Here is a 22,606-nt window from a genome sequence, read left to right on the forward strand (position 1 = left end):
GTAAAGGGACGCCGCGCCGCGGCATCAACCGTCCGACCTGTCGAACACACCGGCCAGCGCCCGTTTGACCAGCGCCCCGACCGAGGGGCGCGTCAACGCTCGGAAGGGCAACGGACGGCAAACCTCCATCGCGGCCACGCCCACGCGGGCGGTCAGCGCGCCATTGACCACACCCTCGCCGAATCGGCGCGAGACACGGGCCAGCACGCCCCCCCCGGCGATGGATGAAATCATGTCGTCGCCCACCGCAACGATCCCGGTGGCGACCAGGTGGGTCAGAACCGCGCGGGCCAGCCGGATACTGCCCAGCAGCCCCCCGCGCCCGCCATATATTTCGGCGATGCGGCGGATCATTCGCAGGTTGGCCGACAGCGCCGCGATCATGTCGGCCAAGGTGATCGGCACCAGCGCGGTAACCGCGGCCACGGTGCGCGCGGCAAGTTCCACCTCGCGGGTGGCGGCACCGTCCAGCGGAGCCAGCAATTCCCGTTCCAGCATGGTCAACAGGCCATCGGCATCCATGACCTCGTCGCGCCGTTCCGCGAGGCGGTCGCGCCCCCAGGCCGTGTCATCGCGTTGGGCATAGAACCGCATCAGGCGGTCGAATACCGCGCGGGCCTGTTCGAGATCCTGCGCGGCAATGGCGGCATTGGCCTGCTGGTGCAGCGCGTCGAGACGGCGCAAGCGTGAAAACGTTGCCAGTTCGCGCAGGATAACCAGCAGCAGCGCAAGCGCGACCACCCCCAGAAGGATCAGCGCGACCCCACCCAGCGCCGCGCTGCGCTGTAACAGGCCAGTGACGAAATCCCACGCCGCAACAGAGACGATAAAGGCCAATAACCCGCCCAGCGCGGTCCAGAAAAAGCGTGACAGGCGCGAGGAACGGCGCGCGGCCAACATGGCAAGCGTCTGCATCGCGCGTCCCTCGGGGCCTGGCGCCCCGTCCGCACCCAGGTCGGGAACCGGGGGGGCGGTGGCGGGCGTCAGAGGCTCCGTCGCCGAGCCGGGCATCGCTTTTTCGGCATCGAACAGCCGGGGGGAAGGTCGGGGCCGGGCGCCCGTTTTCGGCTGGGCGGCCTGTGGTCGCGCGCGAGGGGCATCCTGCGGCGCAGGGACCAGGCCCTTGGCCGGGTTCGCGGCCTCTGCCGGTTCCCGTTCGGCCTGTTCACGCTGGGCGCGTTCCCGTTCGGCGCGTTCCCCTGCGATCCTCTCTCGTTCGGCACGATCGCGTTCGGCCTGTCCATTATCGGCGGGCTTGTCCTGGCCGCGTTCCTCGCCCTCGCCACCAAGATCAAAGAGAATGGGCCGCCGGGTCATCGCAGCCGGTCCCCGAACAGGAACTCGGCCGCCTTGTCCAGCCGGATATGCGGCGGACCTTCGCCCGGGCGCAGTGTCAGCCCGGCGGGCGCAAAGTGCATGATGTTGTAATCGGCCTCCAGCCAGGCATCGGCGCCCGCGCGCGCCGGGTCCAGCAAAACGGCAGGATCCTGGGGCAATTCGCCGGGGTAAAGCGCCGCCTGGCGCCCCGTTTCCAGCAGCGTTCCGCGAACGCAGGCCAGGTCTTCGCCCTCGTAGGTGCGCATTTCCTCGACGGTGGCGCGCAGCGCGGCGATGGACATGGCCGCGGTGTCGGCCCCCGCGAAATCGGCGCGGCGGCGGGCATCGCGCATCAGCTCCTGCATGATCGCGGTCAGGCGGGCATGCTGTGTATGGTGCAGGTGATCGGCCTTGGTGGCGGCAAAGAGGATCTTTTCCACCCGCTTTCCGCCCAGCAGCGCACCAAGCCACGGGTTGCGACCAGGCCGAAACGCCCCCAACATTTCCGTCATCGCAAGGCGCATGTCCTCGACCGCACGGGGGCCGGCATGGATCGCGCCCAGCGCATCCACCAGTACCACCTGCCGATCGATTCTTGAAAAATGGTCACGGAAAAAGGGTTTCACGACCTCGCGCTTGTATGCCTCGAAGCGGCGATCCATTTCGCGCCAGAGGCTGCCGCGCGGCGTGGCGCCCCGCGGTTCGGGAAGCGGCACGAAGGTCAGCACCGGAGAGCCTTCCAATTCGCCGGGCAACAGGAAACGCCCAGGCGAACAATCCGAAAAACCCGCAAGCCGCGCCTCTTTCAGCGCCTCGGTATAGGCACCGGTCAGGGCCTGCGCCTGCGGCTCGTCAAGGGGGGCGGCCGGGTCGGTTTCCGCCAGCATAACGCGGAACCCGTCGCCCCCCGGCCGTTGGGCCATCCGCGCCAGCATGTCGCCCGACCAGGTGGCATAGGTCTTGTCCAGGAGCGCCAGGTCGAGAATCCACTCTCCCGGATAATCCACGATGTCGATATGCACCGTGCGCGGCCCGGTCACCGCCCCCAACAGGCCCGAGGACCGCACCTTGAGCGACAGCCGCAACTCTGACACGGCGCGCGTCGATTGCGGCCAGTGCGGCGCCTGTCCGGTCAGCGCGGAAAGGTGGGTTTCGAAATCGAACCGCGCGATCGTGTCATCGGGCTGGGGCCGCAGATAGGCCGCCGTGATCGCGCCCGAGGCCGCCGCACGCAATTGCGGCATCCGTCCGCGTTCCATGAGGTTGGCCACCAGCGAGGTAATGAAAACGGTCTTGCCCGCCCGCGACAGCCCCGTGACCCCCAACCGGATCACCGGCTCGAAAAAGGTCTCCGACAGGTTGGCCGAAAAGGTTTCAACGCCCCGACCGATCCCGTCTGCGATATCACCGATACGAACCATGTCCCCTCGCAAGCCTGCCTGACAGTTAAGCACGCCTGACGCATCCTGCCAGCCCCCGATGCACCCGATTGCCATGGAAGCATTGTCGCGGTAACCGGGGCGCCATGCCCCGCTATGCACTGAAAATCGAATATGACGGCACGCCGTTCTCTGGTTGGCAACGCCAGGCCGACCAGCCCTCTGCCCAGGGTGCGGTCGAGGCCGCACTGGCGCGGCTGGAACAGGGCGTGCCCTCGATCTCGGCGGCGGGCAGGACGGATGCGGGCGTGCATGCGCTTGCACAGGTTGCCCATTGCGATCTCGAAAAGCACTGGGACCCGTTCCGCCTGTCAGAGGCGTTGAACTATCACCTGAAACCCGCCCCGGTCGCTGTGGTGGCCTGCGCGCGGGTGAACGAGGAATTTCACGCGCGGTTCTCTGCCCATGAACGGCGCTACCTGTTCCGACTGGTCAGCCGCCGCGCGCCGGTGACCCATGACCGGGGCCGGGTCTGGCAGGTAGGTCATCCGCTGGCGCTTGCCCCGATGCAAGAGGCTGCGCGCCACCTGTTGGGGCGGCACGATTTCACGACCTTTCGCGCCTCGATCTGCCAGGCGGCCAGCCCGGTCAAGACGCTGGACGCGCTGGAGATCGAAGAGCTTGCCTATCCCGGCGGCGCCGAATTCCGGTTCCATGTCCGCGCGCGCAGTTTCCTGCATAACCAGGTGCGCAGTTTCGTGGGCACGCTGGAAAGGGTAGGCGCGGGCGCCTGGGCGCCCGAAGACGTGAAAACCGCACTCGCGGCAAGAAACCGCGCCGCCTGCGGGCCGGTCTGTCCGCCGCAGGGGCTGTATCTTGCCGGGGTCGGCTATGATCCCGATCCGTTCGCCTGACGCCCGCAGCCAACGATGTCGTGCATCGCCGCAAGGAAGAGGGCAACTTCCTGCTCGGTATTGTAATGGCACAGCGAGACGCGCACCGCGGCCTCCATCCCCAGAGGTGTCAGGATGTTGCCAGAGTAATGGTCGGCCTTGCGTGTATGTGTACGGATGCCCGCGGCGTTGAGCCGGTCCACGATCTCGGCGGCGGGCATGCCGTCGAGGGTGAAGGAGACCAGCCCCTCGCGCCGGGGGTTGTCGATGCCGCCGATTACGGTAACGCCCGCGATCTGTGCCAGCCCGGGCAGGTTGCCGGTGCCGTGCAGCATGGCGTTTGTCAGCCGGGCCTCATGGGCGTGGATGGCGCGGCCGGCGGCCTCGATCCTTGTGCGGGGATCGGCGCTGTCGGTGAACTGGCCGCCCAGCCAGTCGAAATAGGCGACCACATCGGAGAAGGTGGCATAGGCACCGGTATCGCGGGTGCCCAGTTCCCACGGGGAACCGGGGGCGTTCATCAGGCTGTCATGGGGCAGCGCGGCAAGGCGGTCGGACAGCCAGGCAAGCCCGTAGCCGTGGCGCGAAAACGCCTTGTAGGGCGAGATCACGTAGCCGTCGATGCCATAGGCCGAGAGGTCGATGCGGCCATGGGCGGCGTGCTGGATGCCGTCGACGATGATATAGGCCTCGGGCGCGATGGCCCGGATTTCGGCGGCGATTGCGGCGACATCCACGCCCATGCCGGTCACCGGCGAGGTGTGCAGGATCGTGGCAACCCGCGTGTCCGCGGTGATCTGCGGCGCATAGGCCGCCGCATCGACCGAGCCCGTGGCATCGTCATGGGCGACCAGAACATGGGTCTTTCCCGAGAGCGGTGCGTAGCGGTCGGCCGCGCTGCGCGAGGCCGGGTGTTCGAGGGTGGAGCCCAGAACGCGGCCCGACCCGGTGCCCAGGCACGCCGTGCCGATCAGGCGGAACAAGAGTTCCGTGCCGCTTTCGCCGACGATGAACTGGCCGTCGGGCGCGTTGAAGAAGGTGGCCATGTCGGTGCGCGCCCTGGCGATGACCTCCATCAGCGCGGCGGCGGCGGGGTTGGCGCGGCCCTGGTTGTCGGGGATCGCGGCGAATTTCGCGGATGTGTCGACAACGGACGTCAGGGTCAGCGCGCCGCCGGCATTCTCGAAAAACACCCGTTCGCCCTGGAAGGGGCAGCTTTCGACATGGGCGAACCGCGCGCGGATCTCCTGCATCAGGCCGGGAACCGTGTCGAACATCGCTGATCTCCTGTCTTGGGGCCGCGCGAGAAAACCGCAAAAGCGCAGCGGCCGCAAGGCGCGGAGTCGCAAGGCGGGTTTGCCCCTTCATCATCGCGTCTGCCTTGCCTAAGCTGCCGGCGAACCGCCCCGGACAAGGACCCCGACATGCCAGATACCTCTCCCAATCCGCGCCGCGTCTTCATGCTGGGGGCGACGGGCACGATCGGCCGGGCGACGGTGGCCGCCCTGCTGGACAAGGGGCACGAGGTGGTCTGTTTCCTGCGCCCCCGCCCCGATGCGGACCCGCGCCGCGGCCTGCCCGAGGGGGCGGAGATCCGCACCGGCAACGTGACCGACCCGGGATCGCTGGCGCGCGACGGGTTCCGGGGCGAGCGGTTCGATGCGCTGGTCTCGTGCCTGGCCTCGCGCAGCGGCGCGCCTGCGGACGCCTGGGCCATCGACCACAAGGCCCATTCCGATGCGCTGGCCGCCGCCAGGGCCGCCGGTGTGGGCCAGATGGTTCTGCTGTCGGCGATCTGCGTGCAGAAACCTGACCTGGAATTCCAGAAGGCGAAACTGGCCTTCGAGGACGAGCTGGTGAAATCCGGCCTGACCTATTCCATCGTGCGTGCGACGGCCTTCTTCAAGTCGCTGTCCGGGCAGGTGGAGCGGGTGCGCAAGGGCAAGCCCTTTCTCGTCTTCGGCGATGGCAGGCTGACCGCCTGCAAGCCGATCAGCGATGCCGATCTTGGCACCTATATCGCAGAGTGTCTGGACGATCCCGCGCGGCAGAACCGCATCCTGCCCATCGGCGGCCCCGGCCCCGCGATCACGCCGCTGGACCAGGGCCGGATGCTGTTCGAGTTGCTGGGGCAAGAGCCGAAATTCAAACATGTCCCGGTGGCGATGATGGACACGATCATCGCGGTGCTGACCCTTCTGGGAAAAGTCTCGGCAAAGATGCGCAACAAGGCAGAGTTTGCCCGGATCGGCAAGTATTACGCGACCGAATCGATGTTGGTGCTGGACCCGGTTACCGACCGGTATGACGCCGACGCCACCCCCGAGGCGGGCCGCGATACCCTGAGGGTGTTCTACGCCCGGCTGATCGCGGGCGAGGAAACGGTGGATTTGGGCGAACACGCGGTCTTTTGACACGCCCGGCGGGTGCCCGGCCCGGCACCGGCCCGGCAACAAGATGCCCAACCAGCGGGCAAGCCGCGCATCCCGCGCCCCCGCACACGGCAAGACCATTCCCCGCCTTGGCAAATCGCGCTAGGGCAAGGATATGGATATCGTCGTTCTCACCACCATCGTCGCGTCGCTATTCGTCGTGATCGGACTGGCAGAGCCCCTGGCCGGCTGGTTGCGCCTGCCTTACAGCGTGATCCTCGCGATGCTCGGGATGCTGATCGCGGCCGGGGCGATTTTGCTGCTGCGCACCGAAATCACGGATGCGCTGAACCCGGCGGCCGAGGCAATCCTGGGATTGCCGATCCGGTCAAACGTCTTTCTCTACGTTTTCTTGCCGACTCTGCTGTTCCAGGTCACGCTGGGCATGAACCTGCGCCGCATGCTGGACGACTGGGTGCCGATCCTGGTGCTGGCGGTGGTTGCGGTGGTGGTGGCGACCATGATGGTCGGCTATGCATTGGCCTGGGTCAGCCCTCTGCCCCTGGTTGCCTGCCTGCTGATCGGGGCGATCGTCTCGACCACCGATCCCTCTGCCGTGGTGTCGATCTTCCGCTCGCTTTCCGCGCCGCGCAGGCTGGCGCGGATCATCGAGGGCGAAAGCCTGCTCAACGATGCTGCGGCGATCACGCTGTTCGGGCTGTTCATGGGATTTGTGATGCTGGGTGTGCCCGACCCCAGCCTCGGGGACGCGTTGGCCCGCTTTCCACTGTTGATCGCGGGCGGTGCGCTGACCGGATGGGTTGCCGCGCGGGTGGCGATCTGGGTGATGGGGCTGTTCGAGCGTCACGAGCTTGCGCAGATCTCGATCTCGGTTGCCCTGCCCTACCTGGCATATATCGGCGCGGAACAAAGCCTGGGCGCCTCGGGCGTGATCGCCGTGGTGGCGGCTGGCCTCACGCTGAACCTTTCGGGGCCGGGGCGGCTTGCCCCGCAGGCCTGGGCGAACCTGCGCGAAATCTGGGATCTGCTGGCGCATTGGGCCGGCGCACTGATCTTTATCCTTGCCGCGCTGCTGATTCCGCGCCTGCTGGAAGAGGTCAGAACCGAGGATTTCGTTCTTCTGGGCGTGGTGATCCTGGCCGCCATCGCGGCGCGCGCCATCATCTTGTTTGGCCTGTTGCCATTGCTGCGGCTCATACGGCTTTCACCGGCAGTTGAACGGCCCTATCGCGTCGCGATCCTGTGGGGCGGTCTGCGCGGTGCGGTCACGCTGGCGCTGGCACTGGCAGTCACCGAAAGTTTCCGCGTGCCCCTGGAGGTCAAGCGCGAGGTAGGCGTCCTGGCCACCGGGTTCACTCTATTCACCCTGATCGTGCAGGGGATAACGTTGCGTCCCGTGATCCGCTGGCTGGGGCTGGAACGGCTATCACCATTGGACGAGGCGCTGTCGCGGCAGGTGGTCGCCGTGGCCTTGCAGACAGTGCGCGAAGACGTGGCGAAAACCACGGAAAATTATGACCTGCCCCATGACGTCGTCCGTTCAGAGGCCAAACAGTTCGGCGCGCGGCTGGAAGAAGCCGTGCGCAGCGCCGAGGAAAATACCGAGATTCTCGACCGCGACCGCATCACCCTGGGCCTGATCGCGCTGGCCGGCGCCGAGCGTGACGCGGTTGTGAGCCGCCTGCGCGAACGCAGCGTATCGGGGCGGCTGGCAGACAGGCTGTTGTCGGATGCCGACCGCCTGATCGAAGGGGCACGCACCGGTGGGCGGCTGGGCTATATGCGCGCGGCGCGCGAGGGGCTGACCTATCGCTGGTCGTTCCGGGTCGCGGTGGTTTTGCACAACCGCGTCGGGCTGACGCGGCCACTTGCGCGGCTGACCGCCGACCGCTTTGAACGGCTGCTGTCAAAACGCCTGATCCTGCGCGATCTCGGCGGCTTCATCGAGGGGCGCATCCGCCGAATCCATGGCCGGCGCGTGGCCGAATTGCTGCAAGAGTTGCTCTCGCGTCGGATCGAGGCGGTCGAGACCGCTCTTGAGGGGCTGCACCTGCAATATCCGGGCTATGCCGAGGAACTGGAACGCCGCCTGATCCGCCGCACAGCGCTGAGGCTGGAGGAGCGCGAATACACGCTGATGCGAGAGGACGGCCTGATCGGACCAGAGCTGTTCACCGCGCTCATGCAGGACATCACCGCGCGCCGCGCCGCCGCCGAAGAGCGCCCGCCGCTGGACCTGGCCGCACGCGCGACCGAAATGGTGCGTCAGTTTCCGTTATTTGCCGATCTCGACGATGAACGGCTGGCCCGGCTTTGCAAGGCGCTGACCAGCCGCTATGTCGATGCCGGCGAGGTGATCCTGCGCAAGGACAGTACGCCGCGCAAAGTCTATTTCATAGCATCGGGCGCAGTAGAACTGGAAAGCGCGGGCCAGACCTCGCGGCTGGGACGGGGCGACATGTTCGGTCAATTGGCGGTGCTGATGCAGCGGCCGCGCCGGACCGAGGTGCGCGCGATCGCGCCCTCGACCTTGCTGGAGCTTGACGAGGCGCGGTTCCGCCGCCTTCTGAAACGCAGTCCGATCCTGCGCGCGGGCGTGCGCGACAGCGCGGGCAAGCGGGGCATCGCCGCCGAGGCGCTGTTGTCACAAGGCGGCCCGCGCAACGTCTGAACCCGCCCGCGCGTCAGCCCGCCTGTTGCAACCGGGTTTCCCCGGCGATCAGGCGGGCACCCTCATGGGGCGGCAAGGCGACCGGGGCGGCATCGCCCTCGGCCATGCGCGGTGGCGACCACAGCGCATGAATCAGACGAACCAGCCTGGCGGCATCGGGGTGGCGCGTGCCCGGCGCATGGGGCGGCAGGGCCTGAATGCGGGGATGGCCGGGGGCGGGACGCATCGCGGGCCATTCGACCATCTCGAACTGCCCTTCGAGAGTCTCGATGACGGCGGTATGGTGCCCTCCCTCCTGCTTGGCACCGGTCCATGACCCGCAATTGGCCAGCAGGATGCCGCCCTGCCTGCGCATCAAGGGCAAATGGCTGTGGCCGCAGACGATCCCGTCCATCCCGTCCTCCGAGGCGCGGCGCAGCGCCCGGCGCGCATAGCGATTGGCAAGATGGAGCGCGTTCTTTGCGATTTCCTTTCCCAGCGACCAGCGCCGTCCCCGGCCCGGGGCATTTTCGTCACTGGGGCGCGGGCGGACCAGCGCCCGTTCAACCAGGAACGACCAGATCCGATCCGCAAACCGGGAACTGCTCCGCGTCAGCGCGCCGTCGAACTGGTCGCCATGCATCACAAGATATTCCCGCCCATCGCGGGCACGGTGGACGATCCGTTCCTCGACCCTGATGCCGAACCTGCGCAACAGAACCGGACGGAACAGGATCGCAAGGATGTCGCGCAGCTTTTCGTCATGGTTGCCGGTGATCAGGGTGATACGCACCCGGCGGCGGCGACGTTCCAGCAACATGTCTACAAGATCGCTGTAATCCTGGTTCCAGTACCAGCGGCTTTCCAGTTTCCAACCGTCCAGCACGTCACCGACAAGATAGATACGCTCGAATTCATGGGCGCGCAGAAATGCGTTCAACGCCGTGATATCCGCCCCCTTGTAGCCCAGATGCAGGTCAGAGACGAAAACGCTGCGGACCTTTCTCGGCTTTGGGTTGCTCATGTGCGCAGGCCCGCCGCGTGGGCCTGGAAATCGCGCGCCACCTCGTCCCAGCTATAGCGCGCGCGCGTGGCCGCGTAACGATCGGCCCGCGTACCCGGCGCGGCCAACGCGCGCGCGACAGCGCGGCCCAGGTCGTCGTCGATTGCCCCGAACAGCGGCTCGCCGGCAACGATGTCGCGCGGGCCCGGCGCATCATGGGCGGCCACCGGCAGGCCGCAAGCCAACGCCTCAAGCAGGACATTGCCAAAGGTGTCTGTGCGCGAGGGAAATACGAAGACATCCGCCGCGCGATAGGCGTCGGCCAAGGGTTTGCCGGTCAGTGTGCCGCGGAACTCGACCTGCGGATAGCGGGCGCGCAGAACGGCCAGTTGCGGCCCGTCGCCGACCACAACCTTGCGCCCCGGCAGGTCGAGCCTCAGGAAAGCCTCTATGTTCTTTTCCGGCGCGACCCGGCCGACGAACAGCATCACCGGACCGGCACCGGGTGTGCGGGGCTGGCTGCCGGGATTGAACTGGTCGAAATCCACACCGCGCGACAACCGGACGATCCGGTTGGCAAATCCCCATTGCCGTAACTGGGCCTCGATCGAGGGGGCGGCGACATAGATATGGCGCGCCGGCGCATGGAACCGGCGCAACATCGCCACCGACAACCCCGCGGCACCGCGGCGCAGCGCACCGGGCATGCGCACGGCGACGTAGGCAGGGAAATTGGTATGGAAGGCGGTCGAGAATCCGACCCCTTTTTCCAGGCACCAGCGCCGCGCGGCCCAGCCCAGCGGCCCCTCGACGGGGATATGGATCGCCTCGGGGGCATAGGATTCGATCCGCTCGGCCAGCGCGCGAAAGGGTCGGACCGCCAGCGGGATTTCCGGATAGGACGGCAAGGCCACGTTACGGAATTCCGCCGGGCCGATCACCTTGACGCTGCAACCGCGCGCCTCAAGAGCGGCGCCAATATGTTCATAGGTGCGCACAACGCCATTGACCTGCGGTGCCCAGGCGTCGCTGACGATCAGGAACCGCCGGGGCAGCCACTGAGCGTCAGTCACGAGAGGATCGGGCGCGCGGACCGACACCTGCGCTGCCCCACCAGGTTCGGCAACCGGCGCCATGCCATCCAGGGCCATGGACATGGGCAATTCCTTTCAGTGCACATCCTTGAATTGCACGCCTGTTAACGGCGCCACATGACAAATCCGTGTCACGTTACCGATCGGGCTGCGGCAGATCGCGCAACGACCGGCACGCAATGACAGGCCGCGCATCCGATGGCCTTGCTTTGCCCGCCCCGGACGCGATCAACATTACCCCGATTCACACGGCGGAACCGCCCCTCGCATCTGTCATAAAACCGTTGTAAAAATTTTACAAAAGGGTCGCTGACGGCCGGTACCCAACAGCGGCAGGTGCGAATCTGCACCCGAAAGCAAATCTTCAGGAGCACGCATGTCCTATATCAAAGTGACCGCCTCGGCGCTGGCGATCGCGGCCGTCTCGGCCACCTCCGCCGCCGCGCGCGACAACGTTCAGATTGCCGGTTCTTCGACCGTGCTGCCCTATGCCTCGATCGTGGCCGAGGCCTTCGGCGAAAACTTCGATTTCCCGACTCCCGTCGTGGAATCGGGCGGCTCCGGCGCGGGCCGCAAGAAACTGTGCGAAGGCGTGGGCGAAAACACCATCGACATCGCCAACTCGTCCTCGCGCATCAAGCAGTCGGACATCGACCTGTGCGCCCAGAACGGCGTGACCGAGATCCAGGAAGTCCGCATCGGCTATGACGGCATCGTCTTTGCCTCGGACATCAACGGCCCCTCCTTCGCCTTCACCCCGGCCGACTGGCACGCCGCGCTGGCCGCCAAGGTCGTCAAGGACGGCCAGCTTGTCGACAACCCGAACAAGACCTGGGCCGACGTGCGCGCCGACCTGCCGGCGCAGGACATCCTGGCCTTCATCCCGGGCACCAAGCACGGCACCCGTGAAGTGTTCGACGAGAAAGTGATCATCGCCGGCTGCGAAGAGAATGGCACCCTGGCCGCCCACGAGGCCGCCGGCGCCGAAGACGCCGAGGACGCCTGCATGCAGCTGCGCACCGACGGCGTGTCGATCGACATCGACGGCGACTACACCGAGACGCTGGCACGCGTGGATGCCAACAAGAACGGCATCGGCGTGTTCGGCCTGTCGTTCTACCAGAACAACACCGACAAGCTTCAGGTCGCCACGATGAACGGAGTGGTTCCCTCGGTCGAGTCGATCGCGAAGGGCGAATACCCGGTGTCGCGTCCGCTGTATTTCTACGTCAAGAACGCGCATCTCGACGTGATCCCGGGCATGCAGGAATACATCGAGTTCTTCGTGTCCGACGACATGGCCGGCCCCGACGGCCCGCTGGCCGCCTATGGCCTGGTGTCCGACCCGGAACTGGCCAAGACGCAGGAAATGGTTCGCAACCGCACCCCGATGGGGCCGCTGAACTGATCAAGACCTAGGCGGGCGGCGCAGCACGCGCCGCCCGTCCCCTTTTCTTTGGGGTGGATATTTCATGAGCGCAGGCATCCTCATCACGATCGTGCTGGTTCTGGCGATCGTTGGCTTCGTTCTCGGTCGCAGGCGCGCCGTGGCGACAGCGGGCGGCGACGGCAGGCGCTTGCATTCTCTTCCAGGCTATTACGGCCAGTCGGTGGCGCTGTTCGCGGCTGTGCCGGCACTGTTGTTGATGGCGGTGTGGCTGTTCATGCAACCGGTCGTGATCGACGGCCGCATCGGCGAGATGATCCCCGACAGCGCCGTGCCCGATGGCGGAAGCCGCGGCCTGGTGATGTCGGACGTGCGCCGCATCGCAGACGGCATCGAACAACTTGTCGATCAGGGCCTGGTGTCCGAGACCGACCTAGCAACGATGCGCGCCGATTTTACCAATGTCCGCGGTCGGCTCGGCGAGGTGGGCATCGCACTGGGGTCTAACGTGTCGCCCGGTGTTTTCGAGGCTGCCAAGGTCTATCGCGACGCCAACCGGACCGGCGGCTTGATTATGACGATCGCGGTTCTTGCGGTGGCTGCGGCATGTTTTGCCTGGTCCTACCTGCGGATCAAACCCGATCTGCGCGCCCGCAACATCAGCGAGACCTTCGTCATGGCCTTGTTGATCGGGTCGTCGCTGGTCGCGATCCTGACCACGGTCGGCATCGTCGCGTCGCTGGTGGTCGAAACATTTCACTTCTTCCAGATGTATCCAGCCTCCGAGTTCTTTTTCTCGACGACGTGGAACCCGCAGTTCCGCGGAGGATCTGACCTGGGCATCCTGCCGCTGTTGTGGGGCACGCTCTACGTCTCGTTCGTGGCGCTGGTGGTCGCGGTGCCGATCGGGCTGATGATCGCGATTTACCTGTCGGAATATGCCAGCAAGACGCTTCGCAGCCTGGCCAAGCCCGCGATCGAGATCCTCGCCGGGATTCCAACGATCGTCTACGGCCTGTTCGCGCTGATCACGGTCGGACCCTTTATCCGCGACTGGATCGCCGAACCGACGGGCCTTGGCTCGTCCTCGTCCTCGGTTCTGACGGCGGGCGTCGTGATGGGCATCATGCTGATCCCCTTCGTCAGTTCTCTGTCGGATGACATCATCAACTCGGTGCCGCAGGCGATGCGGGATGGCGCCTACGGCCTGGGCGCGACCCGCTCCGAGACGATCCGCCAGGTCGTTCTGCCCGCCGCGTTGCCCGGCGTTGTGGGCGCGATCCTGCTGGCGGCGAGCCGCGCCATAGGCGAGACGATGATCGTGGTGCTGGGGGCTGGGGCCGCGGCCAAACTGGGCCTGAATCCCTTCGACGCGATGACGACCGTCACGGTCAAGATCGTCAGCCAGTTGACCGGCGACACCGAATTCGCCAGCCCCGAGACGCTGGTTGCCTTCGCGCTGGGTCTCACGCTTTTCGTTTTCACGCTGGGGCTGAATGTCCTCGCCCTTTATATCGTGCGCAAATACCGGGAACAGTACGAATGACCGACGCGACCGACCCCTCGGCCCAACCCGCCGCAGCGCCCCAGCGCCGATCCTCTCTGTTGCAGCTTGACGAGCGCACCCGCCGCCGCAATGCCGCCGAGGCACGCTTTCGCCTGATGGGGCTGATCGCCGTGACAATCGGCATCCTGGCGGTGATCGGGCTCATCTCGTCGATCCTGTTCAACGGGGCGTCCTCGTTCCGCCAGACCTTCATCACGCTGGATGTCTACCTGGACCCGGCAAAACTCGACAAGGCGGGCACCCGGGATCCAGAGGCGATTTCCAAGGTCACCACCTTCGGCTACGCACCGCTTCTGCAAAAGGGGCTGGTGGATACGATGGCCGCACAAGGTATCGCACTGGATGGTCTGACAGCAAAACAGGCGGCCGAGCTGATCTCGAAAGAGGCCCCCGCGCAGCTTCGTCGCTACGTGATGGCCGATGTTTCACGCATCGGACAAACAGTGACATTCGACGTGCTGGCCGCGGGCCGGATCGACGGCTATTTCAAAGGCCGGGTGACGATGGAAAGCGCCGCGCTTGACCGCAACGTCTCGCCCGAACAACTGATGCTGGCCGACCGCCTTAAAGAGGCCGGGATGCTGCGCACCAAGTTCAACCTCGACTTCTTCACCGCGCCCGATGCGTCCGACACACGGCCCGAGGCCGCAGGGCTTGGCGTGGCGATCCTCGGTTCGGCCTACATGATGCTGGTGGTGCTGGTGCTGGCGCTGCCGCTGGGCGTGGCTGCCTCGATCTATCTCGAGGAATTCGCGCCCAAGAACCGTTTTACCGACCTGATCGAGGTGAACATCTCGAACCTGGCCGCGGTGCCCTCGATCGTGTTCGGTATCCTGGGCCTTGCCGTTTTCATCAACTTCGCCGGGCTGCCGCAATCGGCGCCGATCGTGGGCGGTCTCGTGCTGACGCTGATGACGCTGCCCACGATCATCATTGCCACGCGCGCCTCTCTCAAGGCGGTGCCGCCCTCGATCCGCGACGCGGCGCTGGGGGTCGGGGCGTCGAAGATGCAGTCGGTGTTCCACCACGTTCTGCCGCTGGCGATGCCGGGCATCCTGACCGGCACGATCATCGGGCTGGCGCAGGCGCTGGGCGAGACCGCGCCGCTCTTGCTGATCGGCATGGTGGCCTTCGTGCGGGAATATCCCTCGGGCCCGCCCGACGGCTTTTTCGAACCCGCTGCCGCGCTGCCGGTGCAGGTCTACAACTGGACCCAGCGCGGCGACCCGGCCTTTGTCGAACGGGCCTCGGGCGCCATCATCGTTCTGCTGGTTTTCCTCGTGATCATGAACGCGATCGCCATCATCCTGCGCCGTCGCTTCGAGCGCCGCTGGTAGGGCCGGGAAAGGACCCGTAACATGTACGACAATCCATTGACGAAGAGGGACGCAGTGACCAAAGAGGTGAAAATCTCGGCCCGCGGCTGCCAAGTGTATTATGGCGACACCCATGCCATCAAGGACGTGGACGTGGACATCGAGGACAAGACGGTGACGGCATTCATCGGCCCCTCGGGCTGCGGCAAGTCCACTTTTCTGCGTTGCCTGAACCGAATGAACGACACCATCGATGTCTGCCGCGTAGAGGGCGATATCCGACTTGACGGCGAGGACATCTACGACCCCAAGGTCGACCCGGTGCAATTGCGCGCCAAGGTCGGCATGGTGTTCCAGAAACCCAATCCGTTCCCCAAGTCGATCTACGACAACGTGGCCTATGGCCCCAAGATCCACGGCATGTCCCGCAACAAGGCCGAGCTGGACGAGATCGTGGAACGCGCGCTGCGCCGCGGCGCGATCTGGGACGAGGTCAAGGACAGGCTGGACGCGCCGGGCACCGGGCTTTCGGGCGGCCAGCAACAGCGTCTGTGCATCGCGCGCGCGGTGGCGACCGAACCCGAGGTTCTGTTGATGGACGAGCCCTGTTCGGCGCTCGATCCGATCGCAACCGCCCAGGTCGAGGAGTTGATCGACGAGCTGCGCGAGCAGTATTCGGTGGTGATCGTCACCCACTCGATGCAGCAGGCCGCCCGCGTCAGCCAGAAGACCGCGTTCTTCCACCTCGGCAATCTCGTGGAATATGGCGAGACGGGGCAGATCTTTACAAATCCACAAGACCCCAGGACCGAAAGCTACATCACCGGCCGGATCGGCTGAGGGAGGATTGTCCATGTCGGAATCTACAAAGGGCCCACATATCGTCAGGTCATACGACCGCGACCTCGAGGCGATCCAGGCACTCATCATGAAGATGGGCGGCCTTGTCGAAGCCGCGATCCTGGAATCGGCGAATTCGCTTGAGGCACGGGACGAGGAACAGGCCGAACGCGTGCGCAAGGGCGACAAGGCCATCGATGCGCTGGAAGAACAAGTCAACGAAGAGGCCGCACGCCTTTTGGCACTGCGTCAGCCATCGGCGGGTGACCTGCGCACGGTTCTGACCGTGATGAAGATCTCTGCCAACCTGGAACGCGTTGGCGATTACGCCAAGAACATGGCCAAGCGCACCGGGGTTCTCTTGCAGATGGCCCCGATCGAGGGATCGTCGGGCGCGATCCGGCGCATGGCCAAGGCGGTCGAGATCATGCTCAAAGATGCGCTGGACGCCTATATCCAGCGCGACGTCGAACTGGCCCAGGACGTGCGACTGCGCGACCACGAGGTCGACCAGATGTATAATGCACTGTTCCGCGAATTCCTGACCTTCATGATGGAAGACCCGCGCAACATCACCGCCTGCATGCATCTTCACTTCATCGCCAAGAACATCGAGAGGATGGGGGATCATGTCACCTCGATCGCGGAACAGGTGATCTACCTGGTCACCGGCGAGTTGCCCGAGGACGAGCGCCCCAAGGCCGACCGGACCGCCATAGACCCGACGACGGCACAGTGACATGAGCACGGTCGAACAACCCACGGTTCTGGTCGTCGAGGATGAACCGGCACAGCGCGAGGTGCTGGCCTATAACCTTGAGGCCGAGGGCTTTGTCGTGGCGAGGGCCGCGACCGGCGATGAGGCGCTCTTGCTGGTCGACGAGGTGTCGCCCGATATCGTTGTCCTCGACTGGATGCTGCCTTCGGTCTCGGGGATAGAAGTCTGCCGCCGGCTGAAATCCCGGCAGGAAACGCGCAACCTGCCGATCATCATGCTGTCGGCCCGCGCCGAAGAGGTGGACCGGGTGCGCGGGCTTGAAACAGGCGCGGACGATTATGTGGTCAAGCCCTATTCCGTGAACGAGTTGATGGCGCGGGTGCGTGCGCATCTGCGCCGCACTCGCCCCGCCGCGGTCGGTCAGAAACTGGAATTCGAGGATATCCTTCTCGATTCCGAAACCCACAAGGTCTTTCGCGGCGAAAAGCTGTTGAAACTCGGGCCGACCGAATTTCGCCTTTTATCCACCTTCATGGAAAAGCCCGGCCGCGTCTGGAGCCGCGAACAATTGCTGGACCGGGTCTGGGGGCGCGACATATATGTCGACACGCGCACTGTCGACGTGCATATCGGCCGCCTGCGCAAGGCGCTGTGCCAGCATGGCGGCGCCGACCCGGTGCGCACCGTGCGCGGTGCCGGTTACGCCCTGGGTTAAGCGGGGGACCAGACGCGTTCACCAGTCCCCCGGCCCGGCCTGTTTTTTCATGCAATAGCTGCGCCATCCCCCGAACGCGGTGATATCGCGCGCGTCTTCGACCGCATGGGCCTCGCATAGGAAACCGCTTGCGCTGGTTCCGTCGCAAAGCGCGATCTTGCCGATGCCAAGCGGCGCGGGGATGCCCGACACGAAGGCGCCGAACCCGGCCAGGGGCAGCGCCCAGAGTTCCACCTCGATCCCCGGCCCCGCAAAACCCGGCGCGCGGACCAGCCCCGGCTTGGGCGGGTCGGTGTTCGCCAGCGCAAAAAGCCGGTAATCGGCCGCGGTCCGGGTCGCCCGCAGACAAACACCGCCTCCGGCGACAAGTTCGCGGTTCAGCGGCATGCCGCTGAGATGCGCGCCGACCACGGCAAGCGAGGTCCAGCCCTCAGGCACCTGCCCCGCCAACGGCGCAAGGGGCAAGGCAGCGGCGCGGTCTGCCCCGACCCCCGACGCGGTGGCGCCATGCAGGGCGGCGGCGAAAGGCACCAGTGCCTCGTCGCTGAAACCCGGCCCGACCAGGGTGACGCCGGCGGGCCGGCCCGAGGCGGCAAAACCCGCAGGCACCGCGATGGCGGCAAGCCCCATCAGGTTGACGAAGTTTGTATAACGCCCGAGCCGGCTGTTCAGGCGCACCGGGTCGGCCACCATTTCGGCAACCGTATAGCTGGTGGGTGCAGTAGGCAGCATCAGGATATCGACCGCGTCCCAGACCGGGGCAACCGCGCGACGCAACGCTTGCAATCTGTAAATCCCGCGAAAGGTTTCAACCGCGGACATACCTTGCGCGCTTTGCACGATCTCGCGCACGGTGGGGTCGAGGGCCTCGGGATGTTCGGCCAGGAAATCCTCGATGGCGGCCAGCCTCTCTGCGACCCATGGCCCCTCGTAAAGCAGCGCAGCGGCCTCTCTGAACGGCGCGTAGTCGAAGGGCACCAACGTGGCACCCAGCGCCTCGGCCCGTGCCAGGGCCGCATCGTAAAGCGCCTCGGCATCGCTGTCGCCGAAAAACTCGCGCTCGGCCCCATCAAGCACCCCGATCCTGGGCGCGACGGGCAGCGGCACCGGCAGGGCCGGGCGCGAGAACGGATCGTCCGCGTCCTCGCCTTGCATGATCCGGCGGATCTCGGCGGCCTCGGGTACCGTGCCGGAAAAAACCGTCACCACGTCAAGACTGCGGCAGGCGGGCACCACGCCCGTATTCGGCACAAGCCCCGGCGTCGGCTTGAGGCCGACAAGGTTGTTAAAGGCCGCGGGCACACGCCCCGATCCGGCCGTGTCGGTACCCAGCGCAAAGGCGCACAGCCCCGACGCCACCGCCACCGCCGAGCCAGATGACGATCCACCTGAGATATCGGCGGGATCGAAAACCGAACGTGGTGCGCCGTGCGGCGAGCGGGTGCCGTTCAGCCCGGTGGCGAACTGGTCGAGATTGGTCTTGCCGATCACCAGCGCCCCGGCCGCACGCAGCCGCGCCACCACTGCGGCATCGGCGGCGGGCAGGTAGGCATAGGCCGGACAAGCGGCGGTGGTAGGCAGGCCGGCCACGTCGATATTGTCCTTCACGGCAAAGGGTATACCGAAAAGCGGCCGGTTCGCGGGCCCGTCCTGCATCAACCTGCGCGCCTCGGCGCGCAACGCGTCATCGGGGGTGGGGGTGATGAACACTGCCGGATCGGCCAGCGCGGCGCGGCGCGCGATGACCTCTTCGACAACGTCCATCGGGGTGGCACCCGCGCCATAGGCCGCCCGCAGCGCGGCAAGCGTCAGCATCCTGGGCAGCATCAGTCTACCTCCATCACGGCAAGAATGTCGCCGGCGCACACCGTGCGCCCCGGCGCGGTATGAAAGCCTTGCACCCGTCCGGCCACGGGGCTTTGCACGGCGATTTCCATCTTCATAGACTCGACGATGGCCACGGGTTGACCCGCCGCGACCCTTGCGCCGGGTTCGACAAGGAATTTCCAGATATTGCCCGGCACCGGGCTTTCGATCCCGATCGCGCCCTCGGGCAACGCGCCCGTGGATGCGGGGGGGGCGTCCGCGGCGGTAAAGCTGTCCAGTCCCTCGGCCTTCCAGCGGTCGCGTTCCGCGTCGAAGGCGGCGCGCTGATGGGCACGAAAGGCGGCGATATCACCCGCCTGAGCCGCGAGACGTTGTTTCTCGGCGGCCCAATCGAACCGGCCCTCATCAATGCGCACCGGATAGCCACCGTGGGGAAAAGCTTCGCGGGCCTCGGCGAGTTCCGCAGGGCTGACCGGGAAAAACCGGATCACATCGAAGAAATCCAGAAGCCACGGTTTGTCACGGAACGCACCCGTGCGCCGCCAGGTGTTCCACACCTGGATCGTGCGCCCGAAAAGCTGGTAGCCGCCCGGCCCCTCCATCCCGTAGATGCACATATAGGCCCCGCCAATGCCCACCGCGTTTTCCGGGGTCCAGGTACGGGCGGGGTTGTATTTGGTCGTGACCAGCCTGTGACGCGGGTCGACCGGCGTGGCAACCGGCGCCCCCAGATAGACATCGCCCAACCCCATCACCAGGTAGCGCGCATCGAAGATCGTGCGCTGCACCGCCGCCTCGTCCTCAAGACCGTTGATGCGCCGGATGAACTCGATATTGCAGGGACACCAGGGCGCGTCGGGACGCACGAGTTCCTGGTATTTCTGCATCGCGCGTGCCGCCTCCGGGTCGTTCCAAGACAGCGGCAGATACAGGGTGCGGCTGGGCACGCTGACCGTTTCGGCAGGGGCAAGGCCCGCCTCGATCACGCGCAACTCGGCCAGCAGATCGGCCCGCGCGATGCGCGCCGGGTCGTAATGCAGTTGCAACGAGCGGATGCCGGGGGTCAGGTCGATCACCGGCAGGCCCGCCTCGGCCACCGCCCGTTGCAGCAGATGCACCCTGAGCCGGGTTTCGATATCCAGAACCATGGGCCCGTATTCCACCAACAGGTTCTCGTCGCCCTGCCGACGATAGGTCACGTTCACCCCACCCGCGCTGTGCTCGTCCAGGACCGCCGCGCCGGCGCGCGCATAGGCAGGCCCGGCCACCGGGTCGGCCGGACGCGGCGCCGGGGTAAACCGCACCCTGTCGCCGGGACGCAATTGACCGATCTTCCACATGTGCTCGGCGGCGACCACTGCGGGGCAGACGAACCCGCCGAGGCTTGGCCCGTCGGGCCCCAGGATGATCGGCATGTCCCCGGTAAAGTCGATCGCGCCGACGGCATAGGCGTTGTCATGCAGGTTCGAGGGGTGCAACCCCGCCTCGCCGCCATCCGGGCGGGCCCATTTCGGCGCGGGGCCGATCAGGCGCACGCCGGTCCGGGCAGAGTTGAAATGCACCTCGTAGAGGGCTGAAAACAGCGTCTCGATATCCTCGGGCAAAAAGAAATCGGGTGCGCCATGGGGGCCGTAGACCACCGCGATGTCCCAGTCATGGGTCAGCACCGCCTCTTCGGGCGGTGTCGGGGCGCCGGTTGCCGCGCGGGCGAAATGAAGGACATCGCCAGTTTTCAACACGCCCGTTGCATGGCCGCCGAACTGGCCCAGCGCGAAGGTCGCGCGTGAGCCCAAAATCATCGGCGCATCGAACCCGCCCGCCACCGCCAGATAGGCCCTCTGCCCCGGCCCGGTTATCGTGCCCAGCGCCAGCACGCCCCCCGCAGGCACGTCGATCACCGGCCCGGCCACCGCCGCGCCATCCAGCGTAACCGGCAGGGCGGCCCCCGCCAGCGCGACACGCGCAGGCCCAAGAAAGCGCAAGGTGGGGCCGGTCGCCGTGATCTCGATCGCCGCGGTGTCTGGGGGGTTGCCCAGCAGACGGTTGGCATTGCGGTGGCTTTTCGAATCCATCGGCCCCGAGGGGGGCACCCCCACATGCCACAGCCCCAGCCGTCCCGGCAGTTCCTGAAGGCTGGATTGTGCGCCGGGCGCCAGAACCTCGACCCCGTCAGGGGCATGGGAAAAATCGTTCAGCGCGGCGGTCGAAACCCGCCCCGAGGCCAGAAAGTCGGACCCCGCGATCGCACGAAGATAGCCAAGGTTGGTTTCCACCCCGGCCACGCGCGTTTCGGCCAGTGCCGCGCGCAGCGCCGCGATGGCAGAAGGGCGGTCACGGCCCGAAACGATGATCTTGGCCAGCATCGGGTCATAATGGGGGGTGATCTCGGTCCCGGTCTCGACCCAGCCGTCGACACGGGCAGTTGCGGGGAAATGCACCTCGGTCAACCGCCCCGCCGCCGGGCGGAACTCTGCATGAGGCATCTCGGCATAAAGCCGCGCCTCGATCGCGGCGTCCCGCTGTTCGGGCAGGGGGACCTGGGTCGGGTCTTCGCCGGCGGCCTGGCGGATCATCCATTCGACAAGGTCAATGCCAAGAACCGCCTCGGTCACCGGGTGTTCGACCTGAAGCCGCGTGTTGACCTCAAGGAAATAGAAGGCCCCGCGCGCCGGATCATAGATGAATTCCACCGTGCCCGCAGAGGCATAGCGAACCGAGGCACAAAGATCGGCCGCGGCGCGGTGCAACGCCGCGCGCACCCCCTCGGGCAGGTCAGGGGCGGGGGTTTCCTCGATCACCTTTTGATTGCGTCGTTGCAGCGAACAATCCCGTTCGCCCAGTGCCACGACACGGCCCCGACCATTGCCGAAAACCTGCACCTCGACATGACGCGCGGGCGAAACGAAGCGTTCCAGGTAGACGCGCGCATCGCCGAAACTGGCCGCCGCCATGCGCGCGACCGAGGCAAAGGCCGCGCGCAGCGCCGCCTCGTCGGGGCAAAGCCGCATCCCTATGCCGCCTCCGCCCGCGGTACTTTTCAACATCACCGGGTAACCGATGCGCGCAGCCTCGGCAGCGGCGATGCCGGCATCGTCCAGCAACCCCGAGCCCGGCAATAGCGGCACACCCGCGGCCTTTGCCAGGTCGCGCGCGACGTGTTTCAATCCGAAGGCGCGGATATGGTCCGGCCGGGGGCCGATAAAGGCAATCCCGGCCTCGGCCAGGCGGTCGGCAAAGACGATGCTTTCGGACAGGAATCCATAACCCGGATGCACCGCCTCGGCGCCGGTGGCACGGCAGGCGGCAATCACCGCGTCGATATCCAGATAACTTTGCGCCGCGGGCGCGGGGCCCAGCCGCACCGCCTGATCGGCATCGCGCACATGGGGGGCAAATCGGTCGGCATCTGAATAAACGGCGACCGAGGCAATCCCCATCTTGCGCAGCGTCGCGATGATCCGCACCGCGATCTCGCCGCGGTTGGCCACGAGAACCTTGCTGAACATG

The 22,606-nt window shown here is 66.2% G+C and carries 16 protein-coding genes; 9 read left to right on the top strand and 7 right to left on the bottom strand.

Going from position 1 to position 22,606, the window contains the following annotated elements:
- Positions 1 to 24: 24 nt before the first annotated feature.
- Positions 25 to 1,011: a YcjF family protein gene (locus tag EV663_RS08850; RefSeq protein WP_132951524.1), complete on the bottom strand. Its 987-nt coding sequence runs from the start codon at positions 1,009 to 1,011 to the stop codon at positions 25 to 27.
- Between the two features lie 302 nt (positions 1,012 to 1,313).
- On the bottom strand, positions 1,314 to 2,738 hold the full coding sequence (locus EV663_RS08855) for a YcjX family GTP-binding protein (RefSeq protein WP_132951433.1): 1,425 nt from the start codon (positions 2,736 to 2,738) through the stop codon (positions 1,314 to 1,316).
- 104 nt (positions 2,739 to 2,842) lie between these two features.
- Here EV663_RS08855 and truA point away from each other — a divergent pair, with 104 nt between their 5' ends.
- The gene (gene truA, locus EV663_RS08860; protein WP_132951434.1) at positions 2,843 to 3,610 is read left to right on the top strand and encodes a tRNA pseudouridine(38-40) synthase TruA; all 768 of its coding nucleotides are present in this window, start codon (positions 2,843 to 2,845) and stop codon (positions 3,608 to 3,610) included.
- Here truA and EV663_RS08865 read toward each other — a convergent pair.
- On the bottom strand, positions 3,586 to 4,866 hold the full coding sequence (locus tag EV663_RS08865) for an aminotransferase class V-fold PLP-dependent enzyme (protein WP_132951435.1): 1,281 nt from the start codon (positions 4,864 to 4,866) through the stop codon (positions 3,586 to 3,588). The two genes, truA and EV663_RS08865, sit on opposite strands and share 25 nt — an antisense overlap.
- 147 nt (positions 4,867 to 5,013) lie before the next feature.
- Between EV663_RS08865 and EV663_RS08870 the strand changes: the two genes are divergently transcribed.
- Together EV663_RS08870 and EV663_RS08875 are read left to right on the top strand one after the other, a co-directional pair.
- Entirely contained in the window at positions 5,014 to 6,003 is a 990-nt protein-coding gene (locus EV663_RS08870) for an NAD(P)H-binding protein (RefSeq protein ID WP_132951436.1), read from the top strand.
- A 133-nt stretch (positions 6,004 to 6,136) separates the two neighbouring features.
- Positions 6,137 to 8,653 (top strand): cation:proton antiporter, encoded by a 2,517-nt coding sequence (locus EV663_RS08875; RefSeq protein ID WP_132951437.1) that lies wholly within the window; start codon positions 6,137 to 6,139, stop codon positions 8,651 to 8,653.
- 13 nt (positions 8,654 to 8,666) lie between these two features.
- On the opposite strand, the gene EV663_RS08880 is transcribed toward EV663_RS08875, so the two are convergent.
- Positions 8,667 to 9,656 carry a UDP-2,3-diacylglucosamine diphosphatase gene (locus EV663_RS08880; protein WP_132951438.1) on the bottom strand — a complete coding sequence of 330 codons (990 nt, stop codon included), beginning with the start codon at positions 9,654 to 9,656 and terminating at the stop codon, positions 8,667 to 8,669.
- Positions 9,653 to 10,792, bottom strand: a complete 1,140-nt coding sequence (locus tag EV663_RS08885; RefSeq protein WP_207904412.1) for a glycosyltransferase family 4 protein — start codon at positions 10,790 to 10,792, stop codon at positions 9,653 to 9,655. The genes EV663_RS08880 and EV663_RS08885 overlap by 4 nt, the downstream gene beginning before the upstream one ends.
- Before the next feature lie 313 nt (positions 10,793 to 11,105).
- Here EV663_RS08885 and EV663_RS08890 point away from each other — a divergent pair, with 313 nt between their 5' ends.
- The 6 genes from EV663_RS08890 (at position 11,106) to phoB (ending at position 17,272) form a co-directional block, all read left to right on the top strand.
- Positions 11,106 to 12,137: a substrate-binding domain-containing protein gene (locus EV663_RS08890; protein ID WP_132951439.1), complete on the top strand. Its 1,032-nt coding sequence runs from the start codon at positions 11,106 to 11,108 to the stop codon at positions 12,135 to 12,137.
- A gap of 64 nt (positions 12,138 to 12,201) precedes the next feature.
- Positions 12,202 to 13,662: a phosphate ABC transporter permease subunit PstC gene (pstC, locus tag EV663_RS08895; RefSeq protein WP_132951440.1), complete on the top strand. Its 1,461-nt coding sequence runs from the start codon at positions 12,202 to 12,204 to the stop codon at positions 13,660 to 13,662.
- Positions 13,659 to 15,020 carry a phosphate ABC transporter permease PstA gene (gene pstA / locus EV663_RS08900; protein ID WP_132951441.1) on the top strand — a complete coding sequence of 454 codons (1,362 nt, stop codon included), beginning with the start codon at positions 13,659 to 13,661 and terminating at the stop codon, positions 15,018 to 15,020. The genes pstC and pstA overlap by 4 nt, the downstream gene beginning before the upstream one ends.
- A gap of 21 nt (positions 15,021 to 15,041) precedes the next feature.
- Positions 15,042 to 15,839 carry a phosphate ABC transporter ATP-binding protein PstB gene (gene pstB, locus EV663_RS08905; RefSeq protein ID WP_132951442.1) on the top strand — a complete coding sequence of 266 codons (798 nt, stop codon included), beginning with the start codon at positions 15,042 to 15,044 and terminating at the stop codon, positions 15,837 to 15,839.
- A gap of 13 nt (positions 15,840 to 15,852) precedes the next feature.
- Positions 15,853 to 16,578: a phosphate signaling complex protein PhoU gene (phoU, locus tag EV663_RS08910; protein WP_132951443.1), complete on the top strand. Its 726-nt coding sequence runs from the start codon at positions 15,853 to 15,855 to the stop codon at positions 16,576 to 16,578.
- 1 nt (position 16,579) lies between these two features.
- Positions 16,580 to 17,272: a phosphate regulon transcriptional regulator PhoB gene (gene phoB, locus EV663_RS08915; protein ID WP_132951444.1), complete on the top strand. Its 693-nt coding sequence runs from the start codon at positions 16,580 to 16,582 to the stop codon at positions 17,270 to 17,272.
- An 18-nt stretch (positions 17,273 to 17,290) separates the two neighbouring features.
- Here phoB and atzF read toward each other — a convergent pair whose 3' ends face one another.
- Both atzF and EV663_RS08925 read right to left on the bottom strand, forming a co-directional pair.
- Positions 17,291 to 19,099, bottom strand: coding sequence for an allophanate hydrolase (gene atzF, locus EV663_RS08920; RefSeq protein WP_132951445.1), 1,809 nt, complete (start codon positions 19,097 to 19,099; stop codon positions 17,291 to 17,293).
- The gene (locus tag EV663_RS08925; RefSeq protein WP_132951446.1) at positions 19,099 to 22,605 is read right to left on the bottom strand and encodes a 5-oxoprolinase/urea amidolyase family protein; all 3,507 of its coding nucleotides are present in this window, start codon (positions 22,603 to 22,605) and stop codon (positions 19,099 to 19,101) included. The genes atzF and EV663_RS08925 overlap by 1 nt, the downstream gene beginning before the upstream one ends.
- Position 22,606 lies beyond the last annotated feature (1 nt).

Source organism: Rhodovulum bhavnagarense, assembly GCF_004343505.1.
GTDB lineage: Bacteria > Pseudomonadota > Alphaproteobacteria > Rhodobacterales > Rhodobacteraceae > Rhodovulum > Rhodovulum bhavnagarense.